17 protein-coding genes and 2 pseudogenes are annotated in these 17,680 nt (G+C 69.2%); 8 read left to right on the forward strand and 11 right to left on the reverse strand.

Annotated features, from left to right (window positions below; all coding sequences use genetic code 11):
- Nucleotides 1-72: 72 nt before the first annotated feature.
- The 4 genes from BJ959_RS03085 to BJ959_RS03100 all read right to left on the reverse strand — a co-directional run bounded on the left by BJ959_RS03085 (nucleotide 73) and on the right by BJ959_RS03100 (nucleotide 4,588).
- Nucleotides 73-1,458: a GNAT family N-acetyltransferase gene (locus tag BJ959_RS03085; RefSeq protein WP_153981712.1), complete on the reverse strand. Its 1,386-nt coding sequence runs from the start codon at nucleotides 1,456-1,458 to the stop codon at nucleotides 73-75.
- A gap of 93 nt (nucleotides 1,459-1,551) precedes the next feature.
- Nucleotides 1,552-2,364 carry a hypothetical protein gene (locus BJ959_RS03090; RefSeq protein WP_153981713.1) on the reverse strand — a complete coding sequence of 271 codons (813 nt, stop codon included), beginning with the start codon at nucleotides 2,362-2,364 and terminating at the stop codon, nucleotides 1,552-1,554.
- Nucleotides 2,361-3,542, reverse strand: a complete 1,182-nt coding sequence (locus BJ959_RS03095; protein ID WP_153981714.1) for a benzoate/H(+) symporter BenE family transporter — start codon at nucleotides 3,540-3,542, stop codon at nucleotides 2,361-2,363. The genes BJ959_RS03090 and BJ959_RS03095 overlap by 4 nt, the downstream gene beginning before the upstream one ends.
- 47 nt (nucleotides 3,543-3,589) lie before the next feature.
- Nucleotides 3,590-4,588 (reverse strand): IS481 family transposase, encoded by a 999-nt coding sequence (locus BJ959_RS03100; RefSeq protein WP_183322013.1) that lies wholly within the window; start codon nucleotides 4,586-4,588, stop codon nucleotides 3,590-3,592.
- A gap of 74 nt (nucleotides 4,589-4,662) precedes the next feature.
- Between BJ959_RS03100 and BJ959_RS12455 the strand changes: the two genes are divergently transcribed.
- The 4 genes and pseudogenes from BJ959_RS12455 to BJ959_RS03115 all read left to right on the forward strand — a co-directional run.
- Entirely contained in the window at nucleotides 4,663-4,971 is a 309-nt protein-coding gene (locus BJ959_RS12455) for an IS3 family transposase (RefSeq protein ID WP_047571054.1), read from the forward strand.
- A gap of 26 nt (nucleotides 4,972-4,997) precedes the next feature.
- A pseudogene (locus tag BJ959_RS13060) lies at nucleotides 4,998-5,540 on the forward strand (DDE-type integrase/transposase/recombinase); the annotation flags it as partial.
- A gap of 46 nt (nucleotides 5,541-5,586) precedes the next feature.
- Entirely contained in the window at nucleotides 5,587-6,984 is a 1,398-nt protein-coding gene (locus tag BJ959_RS03110; protein WP_183321856.1) for an IS30 family transposase, read from the forward strand.
- 7 nt (nucleotides 6,985-6,991) lie between these two features.
- Nucleotides 6,992-7,282 (forward strand): annotated as a pseudogene (locus BJ959_RS03115) (integrase core domain-containing protein); the annotation flags it as partial.
- 429 nt (nucleotides 7,283-7,711) lie between these two features.
- Here the strand turns inward: BJ959_RS03115 and BJ959_RS03120 are convergent.
- From BJ959_RS03120 to clpX, 3 genes are all read right to left on the reverse strand, one after another.
- A complete protein-coding gene (locus BJ959_RS03120; RefSeq protein WP_183321837.1) occupies nucleotides 7,712-8,794 on the reverse strand; it encodes an IS110 family RNA-guided transposase in 1,083 nt (360 codons plus the stop codon).
- Nucleotides 8,795-8,903: 109 nt separating this feature from the next.
- Nucleotides 8,904-9,428 carry a pyridoxamine 5'-phosphate oxidase family protein gene (locus BJ959_RS03125; protein WP_153983162.1) on the reverse strand — a complete coding sequence of 175 codons (525 nt, stop codon included), beginning with the start codon at nucleotides 9,426-9,428 and terminating at the stop codon, nucleotides 8,904-8,906.
- Between the two features lie 111 nt (nucleotides 9,429-9,539).
- Complete coding sequence (gene clpX / locus BJ959_RS03130; RefSeq protein ID WP_153983163.1) at nucleotides 9,540-10,820, reverse strand: ATP-dependent Clp protease ATP-binding subunit ClpX; 1,281 nt, start codon at nucleotides 10,818-10,820, stop codon at nucleotides 9,540-9,542.
- Nucleotides 10,821-11,013: 193 nt separating this feature from the next.
- On the opposite strand from clpX, the gene BJ959_RS03135 reads away from it, so the two are divergent.
- From BJ959_RS03135 to BJ959_RS03145, 3 genes are all read left to right on the forward strand, one after another.
- Nucleotides 11,014-11,640, forward strand: coding sequence for a hypothetical protein (locus tag BJ959_RS03135; protein ID WP_165879073.1), 627 nt, complete (start codon nucleotides 11,014-11,016; stop codon nucleotides 11,638-11,640).
- A gap of 94 nt (nucleotides 11,641-11,734) precedes the next feature.
- A complete protein-coding gene (locus BJ959_RS03140) occupies nucleotides 11,735-12,403 on the forward strand; it encodes a DUF1775 domain-containing protein (RefSeq protein ID WP_165879074.1) in 669 nt (222 codons plus the stop codon).
- A gap of 32 nt (nucleotides 12,404-12,435) precedes the next feature.
- Nucleotides 12,436-13,038, forward strand: coding sequence for a copper resistance CopC family protein (locus tag BJ959_RS03145; RefSeq protein WP_153983165.1), 603 nt, complete (start codon nucleotides 12,436-12,438; stop codon nucleotides 13,036-13,038).
- An 85-nt stretch (nucleotides 13,039-13,123) separates the two neighbouring features.
- Here the strand turns inward: BJ959_RS03145 and BJ959_RS03150 are convergent, their stop codons facing one another.
- From BJ959_RS03150 to BJ959_RS03160, 3 genes are all read right to left on the reverse strand, one after another.
- Nucleotides 13,124-13,786 carry an ATP-dependent Clp protease proteolytic subunit gene (locus tag BJ959_RS03150; protein WP_153983166.1) on the reverse strand — a complete coding sequence of 221 codons (663 nt, stop codon included), beginning with the start codon at nucleotides 13,784-13,786 and terminating at the stop codon, nucleotides 13,124-13,126.
- A gap of 28 nt (nucleotides 13,787-13,814) precedes the next feature.
- Nucleotides 13,815-14,402: an ATP-dependent Clp protease proteolytic subunit gene (locus BJ959_RS03155; RefSeq protein ID WP_153983167.1), complete on the reverse strand. Its 588-nt coding sequence runs from the start codon at nucleotides 14,400-14,402 to the stop codon at nucleotides 13,815-13,817.
- 140 nt (nucleotides 14,403-14,542) lie between these two features.
- Complete coding sequence (locus BJ959_RS03160; protein WP_153983168.1) at nucleotides 14,543-15,145, reverse strand: hypothetical protein; 603 nt, start codon at nucleotides 15,143-15,145, stop codon at nucleotides 14,543-14,545.
- A 99-nt stretch (nucleotides 15,146-15,244) separates the two neighbouring features.
- Here BJ959_RS03160 and BJ959_RS03165 point away from each other — a divergent pair, with 99 nt between their 5' ends.
- On the forward strand, nucleotides 15,245-15,841 hold the full coding sequence (locus BJ959_RS03165; RefSeq protein ID WP_341800065.1) for a GNAT family N-acetyltransferase: 597 nt from the start codon (nucleotides 15,245-15,247) through the stop codon (nucleotides 15,839-15,841).
- Between the two features lie 606 nt (nucleotides 15,842-16,447).
- Here the strand turns inward: BJ959_RS03165 and BJ959_RS03170 are convergent.
- Nucleotides 16,448-17,680: an IS256 family transposase gene (locus BJ959_RS03170; RefSeq protein WP_183321849.1), complete on the reverse strand. Its 1,233-nt coding sequence runs from the start codon at nucleotides 17,678-17,680 to the stop codon at nucleotides 16,448-16,450.

Genomic DNA, 17,680 nt, shown 5'->3' on the forward strand with positions numbered 1-17,680 from the left:
TGCCTCCAAGGGGTCAGGGGTGGAACGTGCTGCGAGCGTATCGCCCCTGTGGATTGGCTGGGAGGGTCGAACTCAGAACCAGTAGCTGAGGAACGGCGCGCGCGGCACGCGCAGCACGGCGTCGAAGCGCTGCGCGGCGCCCGGCGTGCCCTCGGTGAGGCGCCCCGCCGCACGCAGGGTGTCGGCCGAGACACCGCCGAGCAGCAGCGAGCCGAGCTCGGCCACGCCCAGGTCGACGACGGCCCCGTGCTCCCACCCACCGTGCTCGTCAGGATCGGATGCCACGGTCGCGGCACCGTCGGGGCCCGTCGTGAGCATCCACGCGCCGGCGGCGAAGCCGAGCGGATCGCTGACGCGCAGCAGCAGGGTGTCGGCCGCCGCGTAGCGGCGCGCGGTGAGCGCGGCGGGCACGTCGAGGATGCGCAGCCACAGGTGGTCGGTGCGCGCGGCGGTAGCGACCGCGCGGGGGTTGGTGAGCATCCACGGCAACGGGTCGTCGATCGGGCGCATCGGGGCCGTCACCGCCGTGACCAGGTCTTGGTCGAGCAGGCAGCGCCACAAGGCGGCAAGCGCGTCGTCGGTCGCCGCGCAGAGGTACTCGACCGCGAGGGTGTGGTCGGCGAAGTCGCGCGGGTTGCCGGCGAGGGAGTACACGGCGAAGCCCTGGGGCGTGCCGTCGGCGTCGTCGTAGCGCACCGCGCGCAGGGCGTTCGCGCGCCCGGCGGTGCGGGTGGAGAGCCCGAGCAGGCGGTCCCAGTGCAGCGGACGCTGCGGCACATCGCCACCTCGGCGCACGGCGGCGCGACGCGCCAGCTCGGGAGCGATCGGGCGCAGGCTCGGCGTGCTCACCTGGTGCACGCGGCCCTGCGGCGCTGGCCCCGTGAAGCGCAGCCCGCGGGTGTCGACGCGCAGTTCGGCGACGCTCGTCGCGGGGCCGAAGCCCCAGCGCCCGTAGATGGTGGCCTCCGACACGGTGAGCATCGCCATCGGGATGCCCGCAGCGTGCGCGGCCCGCAGCTCGCCCTCGAGCAGCGCGTTCGCGATGCCGCGGCGCCGATGCGTCGCCGCCACCGAGACGAGGCTGATCGCCCAGCCCTCGAGCTCGCGGCCCACGCCTGCCTCGCCCTCGCCCATGCCGCCCTCGCCCATGCTCAGCGGCGACCGCCACGAGGCGACCGTGGCGACCGGATGCTCCGGCTCGGCCGTCGTCGCATCCCACACCCCGACCGTCCGGGGTGCGGCCAGCGCTGCGCGGTACTCGACGAGCTGCTCGGGGCTGAGGCCCTCGAAGTGGAAGCCGCGGTGGTACGCCTGCAGCCAGCGCTCGTGCGCCGCGGCCTCGGGGCTGCCCTGGACGGCCTCCTCGCCGGTCGGCACGACCGCGTACTCGAGCCCCTGGGCGGCGAGCGCCGCGCGCGAGGTCTCGTCGAGCGGCAGGGCGTTGGCGGGGTCGGTCATGACCCCAGGCTACTGACCGGCCGCACCCGGCCGCAGGCTACTGCCCGGCCGCACCCGGCCGCAGGCTACTGCCCGGCTGCACCCGGCTACAGGCTACTGCCCGGGCTCGAGCCCCCGACGGAGGGCGGCGACGGCCGCTGCCGCAGCATCCACCCCGTCGGCCGCGGCGCGCCGCTCGAGCGCGGTCGCGAGGTCGGCGGGCAGGCTGAGCACGAGCTGGTCGGGCGTCGCGCCGGCGGGGGCGGCAGCATCCGCGCCATCGACCACGGCGACCGCGGGCGCGTCTTTCACGAAGATCGCGAGCACCGGCACGACCACGGTGCCGAGCACATCGAGGATGCCGACGACGCCGAAGAGCCGCCAGTACCACTCCTCGTTGCCGATGCCCGGAATCTCGCCCTCGCTGACGATCGGCAGGATGATCATGATCGCGACCGCGGCGATCATCGCGAGGGTCACGAGAACGCCGACGCGGATCACCCGGCGGCGGCGACCAGCGAGCAGCAGGACCAGGTTGGCGTGCGCGAAGCTCACCGCGAGCACGCCAGCGGTGGCGAAGACCTTGAACCAGTCCTCGAAGCCCGGGTCGTTCCAGTTGCGCCAGATCAGCACGAGGCCCGTGATGAGGGCGACGCCGCTGGCCGCGAGGCCGACGAAGCCGACCATGCGCATGGCCCGGTCGGCGATCGCGAGGTGGCAAAGGGCGGTGATGCTCGTCGCCCCCATCAGCAGTGTCGTGAGGATGATGCGGCCCTGGGTCTCGCCGAACTCGCCGCTCAGCAGCGCGATGATGCCGACGAGAGCGGCCAGTGAGAACGAGACGATGATGCCGTAGATGGCGCCCTTGCGGGCGGCGCCGATGGTGCTCGAGCGGCGCTCCTCGGCGCGTAGGCGGGCGTTCGTCATGGCGACTCCTCTGTCGGGGTGAGTACGACGGTACTCCGCCGCGCGGTGACGAGCATCACCAGCGCGCCGACCACGAGGCCCCAGAAGGCGCTGCCGATGCCGAGCACGACGACGCCCGAGGCGACCACGATGAGGGTGACCGCGGCCGTCAGCCGAGTCTCCGGCGCCTCGAAGGCGCTGACGATGCCGGTCGAGAACGCCCCGAAGAGGGCGAGCCCCGCGACGGCGATGATGAGAATCGGGGGTGCGGCCGCGACGAGAGCCGTGGCGACACCCGCACCGAGGCCGAGCAGCACGTAGGTGACCCCGCCCGCGACCGGAGCCACCCAGCGCCGTGCCGGCTCAGGATGCGAATCGGGGCCCGCCATGAGCGCCGCGGTGATCGCGGCCAGGTTGAGGGCGTATCCCCCGAACGGCGCGGTGAGCACGGTGGCGGCGCCGCTCGCCGCCAGCACCGTGCGCGCCGGCACCCCCCGGAAGCCGAGCGTGGTCAGCACCGCGAACCCGGGCACGTTCTGCCCCGCCATCGTGACGATGTACAGCGGCACCCCGAGCGACACGATCACGAGCGGGTCGAGCACCGGCGCGGTCAAGGTGAGGGCGGGCGCGAGGCTCGCGTCGCGCATCCACTCGCCGCCGGCGCTGATGACGACGCCGACGATCGCGACCAGCATCGCCGCCGGCACCGCCCAGCGCGGCAGCCAGCGCACCAGCAGCAGCCACACCAGCACGACGGGGGCCGCCAGCAGGGGCTCCTCGACGACCGCGGTGACCGGCGCGATGCAGATCGGGAAGAGGATGCCCGCGAGCATCGCCCCCGCGAGGGGCATCGGGATGCGCGTCATCGCCCGACCGAGCCACGGCCACAGCCCGCTCACGACGATGAGCAACCCGCACACCAGGAAGGCGCCGACGGCTGCACCGTACGAGCCGGTCGTGCCCTCCGCCGCGACCAGCAGCGCGGCACCGGGCGTCGACCACGCGAAGCTCAGGGGCAGCCGGAACCGCCACGACAGCAGCCCGGCCAGCACGGCCTGCGCGATGCACAGCACCAGCAGGCCGCTCGCCGCCTCGGCGGGGCTCGCTCCCACCGCGATGAGGCCCGCGATCACGAGCGCGAACGAGCTGGCGAACCCGGTGAGCGCGCCGATGACCCCGGCGATGATCGGCTGCAGCACGGTGTCAGCCTAGAGCCGCAGAGCAGGCTAGGGCGGGCGAGAGCGGGCTAGGTGTAACGACCCGTGAGGTTGTGAACGCGGCAAGCGGGCGTGTGACCGTCGAGGGCGCTGTGGGGTCGTCGGCGATTGTATTCCTCGAGCCAGTCAGCATAGGTCGCTGATCGGGCCTCGTTGGAGGTGTAGTTCGCTGCGTAAGCCCATTCGGCGGCCAGTGTGCGGTTGAAGCGCTCGACCTTGCCGTTGGTTTGCGGTCGATAGGGGCGGGTGCGGATGTGTCGGGCCTGTCCGACAGCGGCGGCGAAGTCACGGGATCGGTAGCAGGCGCCGTTATCGGTCATGACCGCCTTGACCTCGAAGCCGGCATCGGCGAAGAACTGGCGAGCACGAACCCAGAACGCGGCCGCGGTCTCTTTGCGCTCATCCGGAAGTTCTTCGGAATAGGCCAACCTTGTGCATCCATCGACGGCGTGATGCAGGAACGTGTAGCCGCGCGATGACGAGGCTCCGCGTCGTGCGGCGCGATCTCGGGCAGCACCGGCACGACGGTCTTGGGGTGACCCGCGACCATGAACATGCCACCCTCCACCGTCCGGGATACGACCGAGCTTCTTGATGTCAACGTGGACGATGTCCCCAGGGGCAGCCGCTTCGAACCGGACCGGTTGCTGCTTCCGAATCGGCAAGCCGGTGTTGCGGTCCAGGTGCGACAGCCGAGGCATTCGATAGCGGGCCAGCACTCGACCGACCGTCGAGGGGTTGAGCCCCAGATGCCACGCGATCCGACGCGCATCCCAGCGGCGCGTGAATCGCAACGCAATGATCCGTCGCTCCGTGCGCTGACTGAGGCGTCGGGGCGAGTGACGGGGTCGCGAGCTGCGGTCGGTCATCGGCTGGCCTGCTCGATATCGATCGGCCCACTTCTTCGCTGTTGCTGGCGAGCATTGAAACCGCTCCCCGACTCGAGCAAGACTCCACCCGTCGATGACGACGGCGCGAGCGACACGCAGACGCCCTTTCGGTGTCAGATCGGCATTAGCGTGAACCACGAAGGGGACTGATGCACGGATAGGTGACATCTGATCTGGCTTGCCCGTAAGGGCGGCCTGGAAGGATGAACCTCATGCCCAAGCCCTATCCGATCGAGTTCCGCCAGGACGTCGTGCGGGTCGCCCGTAGCCGCGAGCCCGGCGTCACCTTGGAACAGATCGCCGCCGATTTCGGCGTTCACCCGATGACGCTGTCGAAGTGGTTGAGCCGTGCTGATGTGGAAGACGGCGTGAAGCCGGGCGTCACGAGTGAGCAGTCGGCGGAGCTGCGGGAGGCGAACAAACGCATTCGTCTGCTGGAGCAAGAAGCTGAGGTGCTGCGTCGCGCGTTAGCGTATGTCTCCCAGGGCTCCCTGCCGGGAAAAGGTTCTACCCGCTCGTAAGTGAGCTCGCCGTCGACGGGATTCCCGTGGCGGTGTCGTGTCGGGTATTGAAGCTTGCGCGCGCCCCGTATTACCGATGGGTGCGAAACCCTGAAGGTCCCGCCGAGCAGCTCCGAAAGCAGCGTGTTGCTGCCCTCACCGCCGCCCATGAGGACGACGTCGAGTTCGGCTATCGACTGTTGGCCGACGAAGCGCGCGATGCCGGGTTCCCGATGGCGGATCGAACCGCGTGGCGATTGTGCTCGAAGGCCGGGATCATGGCCGCGATCATCAAGACCCGCAAGAAGCGGGGCAAGAAGCCGGGCCCTCCGGTCTTCGATGACCACGTCATGCGCAACTTCACCGCTGATGCCCCGAACCAGCTCTGGCTCAGCGACATCACGGAACACAGGACTGCGGAAGGGAAGCTTTATCTTTGCGCGATCAAAGACGTGTTCTCCCGCCGCATCGTGGGCTATTCCATCTCCGACCGCATGCAGGCCCGCCTGGTCGTCAACGCGCTTCAGAACGCGATCGCCCGCCGCGGCGACGTTGCCGGCTGCGTGGTCCATTCCGACAGAGGCAGCCAAGGCGAATTCAACTGGTCGTCGCAACACCTCGATCAGGAGGTGTTCGATGGTTCGTCGTCAGCAGGGCGCGGACAGGGCGGTTCGTCCGAAGCTCCGCTCGCCGGGGCATCCGAAGTTCCAGAAGCCGGTCGAGGCGGCGTTCTGGGTGCAGATCGCGAAAGGGCTGCTCGCGGAGGAAGCCGCGGGTGTTGTCGGCGTGGCGTCCGCGGTCGGCGCGAGATGGTTCCGACACGCTGGCGGCATGGCGCCGTTCGACATCACCCAGCAGCCGTCGGGCCGCTACCTCTCGTTCGCTGAGCGCGAGGAGATCGCGATTCTCAAGGAGAAGGGCAAGGGCGTTCGCGAGATCGCTCGCTCCATCGGCCGCGATGCCGGGACGATCTCTCGCGAGCTGCGGCGCAACGCGGCCACGCGGGGCGGGAAGCTGGAGTATCGGGCCTCGGTCGCGCAGTGGAAGGCGGACATGGCCGCGAAGCGACCCAAGGTTGCGAAGCTTGTCGCGAACCTGAGGCTGCGCGCGTATGTCGAGGATCGCCTGTCGGGGAAGATCACCCGCTCCGATGGCACGGTCGTCACCGGTCCCGAGCCGCCGCGGTTCACCGGGAGAGGCAAGCCGCATCGGAAGGACAGGGCCTGGTCCTGGGCTTGGAGTCCGGAGCAGATCTCGCACCGGTTGAGGATCGACTTCCCGGATGATGAGTCCATGCGCATCAGCCCAGAGGCGATCTACCAGTCGCTCTACATCGAGGGCCGCGGCGCGCTCAAGCGCGAACTCGTCTGGAGCCTCCGTACGGGCAGGGCGCTGCGCGTCCCGAGGGAGCGGTCGCGGCGCAAGACCTGGGCGCACGTCACGTCGGAGACGCTCATCAGCGAACGGCCAGCGGAAGCCGACGACCGCGCTGTTCCAGGCCATTGGGAGGGCGATCTGCTGATCGGGTTGGAGCGCTCCGCGGTCGGCACGGTCGTCGAGCGCAAGACCCGTTACACGCTGCTCGTCCACCTCCCGCGAGAAGAGGGTTATCGGCACAAGGAAACGCCGAAGAACGGGCCGGCGTTGGCTGGCTACGGCGCAGTCACGATGAAGAACGCTCTCGCGAACACGATGTCGGCGCTGCCGGCGCAGCTGACACGTTCGTTGACCTGGGATCGCGGCAAGGAGATGTCTGCTCACGCGCAGTTCCGCGTCGAGACGGGCATCCCAGTGTTCTTCGCCGATCCGCAGTCGCCCTGGCAGCGCGGCACGAACGAGAACACGAATGGCCTGCTGCGTCAGTACTTCCCGAAGGGCACCGACCTGTCCCGATGGAGCGCCGAAGACATCGAAGCCGTCGCATTCGCGCTGAACACGCGCCCTCGCAAGTCGCTCGGGTGGATGACCCCCGCGGAGGCCTTCAACGAGCAGCTACTGTTGCTCCAACAGGCCGGTGTTGCATCGACTGGTTGAGCCCGGTCAATTTCGAAGCCGGAAAGTGCTGCGCACGTTGGAGCGTCATGGCCTGGTCGGATCGATGGGCCGCGTCGGTGCTGCCGGAGACAACGCCGCCATGGAGAGCTTCTTCGCGCTGCTGCAGAAGAACGTCCTGAACCGCCGCTCCTGGACCACCCGCATGGAGCTGAGAATCGCGATCGTGACCTGGATCGAGCGGAAGTATCACCGGCAACGCCGTCAGGCCGCGTTGGGCCGTTTGACCCCCATCGAGTTCGAGACCATGATGAGCACCAGCACGGCCGTTGCCGCGTGACTAAACCTGTCACCTAAACGTGCATCAGTCCCAAGACCTCCGGTCTCGATGAGAGTTGTCAGATACCCACATCGTTCCGGAGGTCTTCGCTACTTCACACGTTCACAACGTCCCGGGTCGTTACAGCTGATATGTGACTGATTCCTGTCAAGTGGCAGGGGAAAGAGCGCCCGGAGTGATCATGCTTCGGGCGCTCTTTCGTGTGGTCGGCGCGGGCGGTGTGGGTGTCGTGCGTGTCGTGGGCGACGCGCGGTCAGACTGATATGCGCGGGTTGGTTACCGCAGGACGTGCTGTTCGGCTGGAGCGGTTCCGCTTGTCTAGGATCGAGCGTCGCCTGCCCTTCGGGCGGGCTGCTCATAGCTGTTCCGCGGGTCGCTCCTCGCGCTGCCGTCACCTGCCGTCTGAACCGACCGGTCAGGGGGCCCAGGTCAGTCGGGCATCACAGCCAGGGACCAGCACCAGCCGGCGAGCTCGCGGGCGATGGCGACGTTCGCGATCGTGGGCCGCTTCTTGCGTGCGGTGAAGTGCTGCCATTTCTGATGCAGGCGCCGGTTGCCGTCGTCGCCGCGGGACACGGCGAGGCTGGGCGCGGCAGCCCACCGGGCCTGCATCACCGCTCCGGGCCGATAGGGTTTGCGGTGATGCCAGGCGGCCTCGACCAGCAGGCGGCGGGCGTGAGTGTTGCCGGTCTTGGTGATCGAGCCTTGCGAGCGTGACTGTCCGGAGGAGTGCTCTGAGGGCACCAGCCCGACGAACGCGCCGATGCTGGATCCGGTGAAGCGCTCCCAGTTGCCGATCTCGACCGCGAGGCCGAACCCGGTCAAGGTCGAGATCCCGCGCAAGCACCCCAGGCGTCGCACCACGGGCGCGTAGTTGCTGGTCGCGGCCATCTGCTCGATGATCGCGTCGAGTCGGTCTTTGCGGGCGCGCACCTGCTGCACTGCTTCGTAGTCGGCATCGAACGCGGCCTGCAGTCCGGGATGGTCGAACCTTTGCCGGCGCAGCCAGGCATCATGCGCGCCGGTCCACGCCTGCTTGCCGTCATAGATGATCCCGTGGCGCAACAGCAGCTTCGAGAGCCGATGCCGTGCAGCCATCAGCTCACCCCGATTGTCCTCTCGTGCTCGCACCAGGTCGCGTGCGGTTTCCTGCTCGATCGTGGGCACGGCAACCGCGACGATCTCTCCCAGTCGCAGCAGTCTTGCCAAATGCATCGCGTCCCTGGCGTCGGTCTTGACTCGCTCCCCGACCGGGCGCTGCAACTTCGACGGCGCCGCCACGAGGCACTCGATGCCTGCGGCGGTGAACAAGCGGGCCAGAGCGAACCCGGTCGGCCCGGCCTCATACGTCACCGCTGCCGGCTGCGGCAGGCTCCGCACCCACTCCAGCACTGCCGCGGGGTCGTAGCCGAAACGGTGACGGATCACTTCCCCAGTGTCCTCGTCGATCGCGCATCCCACGACGCTGCGGGCGTGCACGTCCAGACCGACGCTCGTACGCTGGATTCTCAACTGGGGCCTCCATTCGCCTGGTGGACAGGCCAGCCCTCAACGGCTGGCAACCCACGAATACGCGAATCGAGGCCCCAGCCTCAAGAACCAGACCGAAGACCCATATCGTCTAGGGCTCGGCGCGGTACCAGTGCCGCACGTGCTGGCGGTCGTGGCGGGCCTGCCAGAACTCGACCTCGGTCGGGGTCAGCGCCCAGGCCGCCCAGTCGGGGTTGTGCGGCTCGGTCACCGCGGGGCGCGCGGCCCAGTCGGCCGCGGCGACGGCGCTCGGCAGCTCCTCGACCTCGCCGGTCACGCGCACCTGCCGGCCCAGCTCGGGCCAGTAGAAGGTCAGCGCCGCGCTGGGGTTCGCCGCGAGGTCGATGCCCTTGCGGGTCGAGCGCGCACCCGCGAACACCCAGGCGCCATCGACCAGGTCTTTCAGAATGAGCGTTCGCGCCGTGACATGCCCGGTCGGCCCGGCCGTGGACAGTGTGCAGGCGTGCGGCTGCATGACCCCGTGCGCGAGCGCGTGGTCGAGCCACTGCAGGAAGAGCTCGTCGGCGCGGGCGGGGGCGGTGGTCGGATCGAACTCCGGCAGCTCGGCGGCGAAGGCCGGCAGGGCACGGAGGCGGTCGCGCAGGCTCTCACTCATGCGCTCAGGGTAACCCCGGAGGGCTGGTGCGGCACCGAGATCACGCGAGCGGGAAGGCGCGCGTCGTCGCAGGTCGGCGGGCGCTGGGCCGTGGCCGCTAGCCGGTGATCGCTAGGCCGACTTCTCGCGGCGCGCGGCGACGCGGCGCGGCACGATCGTCGGGGCCGCGTTCTCGATGACCGCCTCACGCGTCACCACGATGCGCTCGACATCGTCGTGCGAGGGCACCTCGAACATGATCGGCCCGAGCACCTCCTCGAGGATCGCGCGCAGCCCGCGCGCCCCGGTCTGGCGCAGCACGGCCAGGTCGGCGATCGCCTCGAGAGCATCCGGCTCGAAGTCGAGCTCGACCCCGTCGAGCTCGAACATGCGCTGGTACTGCCGCACGAGGGCGTTGCGCGGGGTGGTGAGGATGTCGATGAGGGCGGTGCGGTCGAGCGGCGAGACCGTCGTGACCACGGGGAGGCGCCCGATGAACTCGGGGATGAGGCCGAACTTGTGGAGGTCCTCCGGCAGCACCTCGCTGAAGATGTCCTTCTCGAGCGCCTTGTCGTGCAGCGGGGCGCCGAAGCCGATGCCGCGCTTGCCCGCACGCTGGCTGATGATGTCCTCCAGCCCGGCGAACGCCCCGGCGACGATGAACAGCACGTTCGTCGTGTCGATCTGGATGAACTCCTGGTGCGGGTGCTTGCGGCCGCCCTGCGGCGGAACGCTCGCGACCGTGCCCTCGAGGATCTTCAGCAGGGCCTGCTGCACGCCCTCGCCCGAGACATCCCGGGTGATCGACGGGTTCTCGGCCTTGCGGGCGATCTTGTCGACCTCGTCGATGTAGATGATGCCGGTCTCGGCCCGCTTGACGTCGTAGTCGGCGGCCTGGATCAGCTTGAGGAGGATGTTCTCGACGTCCTCACCGACGTAGCCGGCCTCGGTGAGCGCCGTGGCATCGGCGACCGCGAACGGCACGTTGAGTCGCTTCGCGAGCGTCTGGGCGAGGTAGGTCTTGCCGCAGCCGGTCGGGCCGATCAGCAGGATGTTGCTCTTCGCGATCTCGACGTCGTCGGCGAGCTGGTCGGCCGCGGTGAGAGTCTGGCGAGCGCGGATGCGCTTGTAGTGGTTGTAGACGGCCACCGACAGCGACTTCTTCGCCGCCTCCTGGCCGATGACGTACTCCTCGAGGAAGGCGTAGATCTCCTTCGGCTTGGGCAGCTCGAACTCGCCCGCCGTCGTCTCGTTCGACTCGGCGAGACGCTCCTCGATGATCTCGTTGCAGAGCTCGACGCACTCGTCGCAGATGTACACGCCGGGGCCGGCGATGAGCTGCTGCACCTGCTTCTGGCTCTTCCCGCAGAACGAGCACTTGAGCAGGTCGGCACTCTCTCCGATGCGAGCCATGGCCTCACCCCTCACGTCGTGAGCGGATGCGCAGTGACCCGCCCTGGCACGAGCCTAACGCGCGGCGACGACGTTCGCGGCGCACCGGGCCCCGCGCGAGTGTCGCCCGGTATCCCTCCCGACCCATCCGGGGCCCCGCGCGCTCCGAACACGGAGCAGGTACCCAGCACGGGACCCTAGGCTGAGAGGCATCATGACCGCTGACCCGCGACTCATCGCGCGGCGCCACCGCATCGGGGCGTCGCTGCTGGTGAGCATCGTCGCCACGGTCGTCGCCGCCGCCGTGCACGCCGCCGCGGGTGGGGGCATCCCCTCCGTTCCGGCCCTCGCCGTCGCTCTGCTGCTCTCGCTCGGGCTCGGCATGCTCGCGGTCGGGCGGCGCCTGACCCGCGGGCGCACCGCGGTCGGGGTGCTCGTCGACCAGGTGGTGTTCCACAGCGTCTTCGCGTTCTTCGGCACCGCATCCGTCGCCGCATCAGCTGCCAGCGCACCGCTCGTCGGTGCCGGCCACAGCCATGGCGCCCCGCTGCCCGCGCTCGCCGCCGAGCCGATCGCCGGCGCCCCCGAGTCGGTCATGGCCGTCAGCCACCTCGTGGCCGCCGTTCTCGCCTACGGGATGCTCCGCTCGGGCGTGCGCGCCGTCGAGACCGTTCTGCGGGCTCTGGGTCGTGCCGTCGCGCGCGCCCTCGACGTTCCCGTCGCCCTCGCTCCCCTTCCGCGGCCCCGGGTGCTCGCCCGCGCCGCGGGGGCGATCACCCTTCTGCGCCGTCAGCTGCGCCTGCCGGAGGGTCGGGGCCCGCCGCTGCTCGCGGTCGTCTAGACCCGCCTCCGGCATCCCTTTCTCTTTCGCGTCCTCGGTCGCGCTCCCTCTCGAGCCGACCGCTGTCGACGCACTCCTACCGAAGGACATCATCATGCGCACCACTGCTTCTCTCGCCATCGCCGCCGTTGCCGGCACCGCCCTCGCCCTCTCGGCCCCGCTCGCCGCGCAGGCGCACGTCAGCGCTAGCGCCAGCAGCACGGCGGCCGGCTCGTACACCGTGCTCACCGTCTCGGTGCCGCACGGCTGCGAGGGCTCGCCCACGCAGGTCGTCACGATCGACCTGCCCGAGTCGGTACCGAGCGTGACGCCGACCGTGAACCCCTCATGGTCGGTCGAGACCGTCGCCGAGGGCGACACCATGACCCAGGTGGTCTACACCTCCCTGACCGGCGGGCTCGCCGACGGACTCCGCGACACCTTCGAGCTGTCGTTCCGCCTGCCCGAGGGCGCGCCCGGCGACCGCGTCGAGTTTCCGGTGACCCAGACCTGCACCGAGGGCACCGCCGAGTGGGTGGGCGAGGATGTGCCGCTCGTCGTCCTGACCGAGGCGGTCGCCGACGGCCACGGCCACGGCGGCGACGACGAAACGGATGCCCACGGCGGCGACGAGGCCAGCGCCAGCGGTGACAGCGCCGGCGGCACCGGCAGCGCCGCGCAGGTCGACCTGGTCGCCCGCGTGCTCGGCATCGTCGGCCTGATCGTCGGCGCGGTCGGCATCGCCCTCGCCGTGCTCGCCCGCCGTCCGGCCGCACAGGCCTAGCGCGGCGCGAATCGACCGAGAGGATCGCCACCATGCAGCGACAGCGCGCACTGGCCGCGCTCGGCACCGTCGCGGTCGCCCTGGGCCTCGTGCTCGGGGCGGCCTCGCCGGCCGCGGCCCACAACTACGTCGTCTCGTCGACGCCCGAGGACGGGGCGACGATCACCGCCGCACCCGAGACCTTCACGGTGACGACCAACGACGTGCTGCTCGACCTCAGCGGCGACGGGGCTGGCTTCGGCATGGTCATCACCGATGCCGCGGGCCTGCACTACGGCGACGGCTGCGTCACGATCGACGGGCGCTCGCTGTCGACGGTCGCGTCGCTGGGTGCCGCCGGCGACTACACGCTCGCCTTCCAGCTCATCTCGGCCGACGGGCACACACTCTCCGAGAGCATCAGCTTCCGCTACGAGCCGGCCGCCGGCACTCCCGCAGCGGAGGGCTCGGCGACCGTGCCCTCCTGCGGGGGCACCGCGGTCGGCACCGAGGGCGAGCCCTCGGCCGCGCCGGCAGGAGGCGGCATCGCCGAGGCCGACGTGATCCTGATCATCGTCGCCGTGATCGGCGTGCTGGTCGGAGCGGGCGTCGTCACGGCGGTGGCGCTGAGCGGGCGGCGCGGCCGCGCGGCGTAGCTCGCGCCGCGGACGAACGAGGGCCCCGCATCCCGCCGATGAGGCGGCGGATGCGGGGCCCTCGTCGTTCGACGCGCAGGCCGCGCTAGCTGGTCAGCGCCGGCTGCACCGTCTTGCGGCTCGTCAGCACCTGGTCGATGAGGCCGTACTCGAGGGCCTCCTCCGCGATGAGGATCTTGTCGCGGTCGATGTCCTTGTTGACCTGCTCGACGGTGCGGTTCGAGTGCTTCGCGAGGGTGACCTCGAGCCACTCGCGCAGGCGGGCGATCTCCTTGGCCTGGATCTCGATGTCGCTCGCCTGGCCGCGGCCCGCATCGCCGGTCGCCGGCTGGTGGATGAGCACGCGCGCGTTCGGCAGCGCCAGGCGCTTGCCCGGGGTGCCGGCGGCGAGCAGCACGGCCGCGGCCGAGGCAGCCTGACCGAGCACCACCGTCTGGATCTGCGGGCGGATGTACTGCATCGTGTCGTAGATCGCCGTCATGGCCGTGAACGAGCCGCCGGGGCTGTTGATGTACATGACGATGTCGCGGTCAGGATCCTGGCTCTCGAGCACGAGCAGCTGGGCCATCACGTCGTCGGCGGAGGCGTCATCCACCTGCACGCCGAGGAAGATGATGCGGTCCTCGAAGAGCTTCGCGTACGGGTCCTGCCGCTTGTAGCCGTAAGCCGTGCGCTCCTCGAAGCTGGGCAGGATGTACCGGCTGCTGGGCAGCATCGGGTTCGCGGCGCCGTAGGTCGGGAATTCCATGGTTCTCGCTTCTCTCGTCTCGGCCGGCTCAGTGCTTCTCGGTGCCGCCGCCGCCGACGATGTCGGAGGCCGAGGCGCGGATGTGGTCGACGAAGCCGTACTCGAGGGCCTCCTCGGCGGTGAACCAGCGGTCGCGGTCACCATCGGCATTGACCTGCTCGACGGTCTTGCCGGTGGCCGCCGCGGTGATCGCCGCGAGGCGGTGCTTCATGTCGGTGATGAGCTGCGCCTGGGTCTGGATGTCGCTCGCGGTACCGCCGAAGCCGCCGTGCGGCTGGTGCAGCAGCACGCGCGCATTCGGCGTGATGTACCGCTTGCCCTTGGTGCCCGCGGTCAGCAGCAGCTGCCCCATCGACGCGGCCATGCCGATGCCGACCGTGACGATGTCGTTCGGCACGAACTGCATCGTGTCGTAGATCGCCATGCCGGCCGTGATCGAGCCGCCGGGCGAGTTGATGTAGAGGTAGATGTCCTTCTCGGGGTCCTCCGCCGCGAGCAGCAGCAGCTTCGCCGCGATCTCGTTCGCGTTCTCGTCGCGAACCTCCGACCCGAGCCAGATGATGCGGTCTTTCAGCAGTCGGTCGAAAACACTGTTCGGCATTGCCGGTTCAGCCATGGAAGGAGCTCCTGTTCGTCTCGTAGCTCGAATCTACAGAAGCGAACGCGCGCGAACGGCCGTGTTCGCCGTGGGCAGAGCAGGCCTCGGCGAACTCCCGGCGGGCGTGACGAGGAGCGCGCCGCGCCCGCCGGGAAGGACTACTCCTCGACGACCTCGATCGCGTAGCTGGAGCCGTCGAACTCGGTCACGGTCGCGATGACGAACCCGCTGCCCGCGCTCGTCTCGTAGGCGCAGCGCACCTCCTGGCCGACGAAGATCTCGATGTCCTGCTCGCCGCAGTTCACCAGCGGCACCTCGCCCAGCGAGTCGGTGATCGCCTGTGCCGTGAGGTCGGCGAACGCCGACGCGCTCTCCAGCGCCGACTCGGTGGGCTCGCTCGGCTCGGTCGGCTCCGTCGGCTCCGCCTCCGAGCCGACGACCTCGATGCGGTAGTCAGAGCCCTCGATCTCGGTGATCGTGACCGTGTAGCCGCCCGTCGCCCCGGAGGACTCCTCCACGCCGGTGCACTCGACTGCTGCCCCGACCTCGAAGGGCACCGTGCCCGTGCCGCAGTCGATGTCGACGGTGAAGCCCTGCTCGAGCACGACCCCCTCGGCCGCGAGCGCGAGGTCGGCGGCCGGGATCGTGCCGTCGACGCGCTCGGCGCCGGAGGTGTCGATCGAGCCCGCGCAACCCGCGAGGGCGAGCACGGCGGCCGCGGCCAGACCGACGGGGACGAGACGGAAGGAGGTGCGGTGCATGATCGGCCTCTCGGAAGCGACGGGGGTGGACTGCTGCGACGCTACTCCGCCGGGCGACCGCCGACAATGAGCAGGAACTACCCGCCTACAGTGGATGCCGTGCTGAGCATCCGCCCCGCCGCCCCCGCCGACCGCGCCGCCGTCGAGGAGATCTGCGTCGCCACGGGTGACGACGGCCGCGACGCCGCCGACCGCTACGACGACCCGACGCTGCTCGCCCACCTGTGGGCCACGCCGCACCTGCTCGCCGACCCGGCGCTCGGCACCATCGTGGAGGACCACAACGGCCCCGCCGGATACCTCGTGGCCACCGCCGACACGGTCGCGTTCGAGCGCTGGTGCGCGCAGCACTGGTGGCCGGCGCTGCGGCAGCGGTATCCGCTGCAGGCCGAGCGGCGCGACACCGATCGTGAGCTGGTGCGGCTGCTCCACGCGTCCGAGGTGACCCCCGCATCCCTCACCGATCGGTACCCGGCGCACCTGCACATCAACCTGCTGCCGCGGCTGCAGGGCACCGGGCTCGGGCGCCTGCTGATCGAGCGCCTCGTGGCGCAACTGCGGCAGCGGGGCGTCGGCGGGGTGCACCTCGGGGTGTCCCCCACCAACACGCGCGCCATCGGCTTCTACGAGCTCCTCGGCTTCGCCCGTGTGGCCGTCGAGGACGACGGCGGCGTGATCATGGCGCGCGCGCTCTGACCGACCCTGCCGCACGGGAATAGTCGAAGCGGGGCCGTTCTTAGCTCAGCAGAGCTGCCACGGAAGCCCCGGCTTCATCAGTGTTGAGCCAGGTCACATCGAGACCTTTCCGAACGGCCACAGGGTGGCTTCGTCCTGGGAATAGCCCGATCTCATCGAAGGGGCGCAGGTCCCGATCTTCAGACTCATCGACCCGACGAAAGGGGTGTGGGGCTCCAGGCCGGTCATCTCGCCTTGACAAGAACAATGACGGGAACGGAGTTCTTGCGTAGTTGCCCGAGAGGTCTGCCATAGTCGTCGAGCGGTAGCCGTACCAGACAAGCCAATCCGCAGATCGCAGGTCTTCGCCGACCAATGCGAACCAACCGTTTCCCGATGCATCTCTGTTCCAGAGCGCAGCGAATCCAGCGAGATCTGGAGTTCCTTGAGGCTGATACTGGACTGTGCCTGAGGCAAATGCAGTCTTGATCCCCTCAGCCAGGTGTCCCGCCACAGATAGCCAAAACTGATGCTTGTCTCGTTCAGTCGCAAGGAACCGATCTTCGATGGCCACGTCCCGCTGAGTGGTGGTCTTTCGTTTCCACGCGATGATCAGCTGGCTGCAGTCTAGGCGGCCGTGATCTCGGGCAGCATCACCGCGTCCTCGACCGAGCTGGTGGCGGTGAGTTCGGCCATGGACGCTTCGGAAAAGTAACGGCGGTCGCCAGCTTCCCATTCGTCGTGCTGCTCGATCAAAACGGCGCCGGTCAGGCGCAGCAGGCTGGCAGTGTTCGGGAACACTCCGACGACGTCGGTGCGACGTTTGATCTCACGGTTCAGCCGTTCCAGCGGATTCGTCGACCAGATCTGCCGCCAATGCCGGGCGGGGAAGTGCTTGAACGCCAGCACGTCGGCTCGGGCATCGTGGAGCATCTGGGCAGCCTTGGGGTGAACGCGGTCGATCATGCGAGCAACCTCCTCGAACTGCGCGTCAATATGCTCAGCGTCGGGTTGGGCGAAGATCGTGCGGATGATCGAGGCCACCATCTCCTGCCGACCCTTAGGCAGGACGGTGAGCACGTTGCGCATGAAATGCACGCGGCACCGCTGCCAGGCCGCTCCCTGCACCACCACCGCGATAGCTGCTTTCAAACCCGCGTGCGCGTCGGAGATCACCAGCTTCACCCCGGAAAGCCCTCGAGCTTTCAACGATCGCAGGAACGCTTTCCAGAACTCCTCCGTTTCGCTGTCGCCCACGTCAAAGCCGAGCACCTGACGGTGCCCGTCAGCGGTGATCCCGATCGCGACCACAACCGCTTGAGACACCACCCGCCCGTCGATGCGAACCTTGCAATAGGTGGCGTCCAAGAAGACGTAGGGGTAGGCGATCTGAGACAGGGATCGGTCGCGGAATGCCGCAACCGTCGCGTCCAGGCCGGCGCAGATGCGAGACACCTCGGACTTCGAGATGCCCGTGTCGGCGCCGAGCGCCTTGACCAGATCGTCAACCTTGCGGGTGGAGACGCCGTGCAGGTAGGCCTCCATCACCACGGCGAACAGCGCCTGATCGACCCGGCGGCGCCGCTCCAACAACGACGGAAAGAAACTGCCGGCCCGCAGCTTCGGGATCCGCAACTCCAGATCTCCCGCAGTGGTCGACAGGGTGCGCAACCTCGCCCCGTTGCGAGTCGCAACGCGCTCGGCGGTGCGCTCGTAGGGTCCGGCGCCGATCACCGACGCGGCTTCGGCGTCGATCAGTTCTTGGTAGAGCCGTTCGGTCATCTGACGGATGCGGTCGGTGGTGTCGGTGAGTTTCAGCTCGGCGAGCAGCTGAAGCAGGGCAGACTGATTGAGGGCCAT

The organism is Microcella frigidaquae, assembly GCF_014200395.1.
In the GTDB taxonomy this organism is placed as follows: Bacteria; Actinomycetota; Actinomycetes; order Actinomycetales; family Microbacteriaceae; genus Microcella; species Microcella frigidaquae.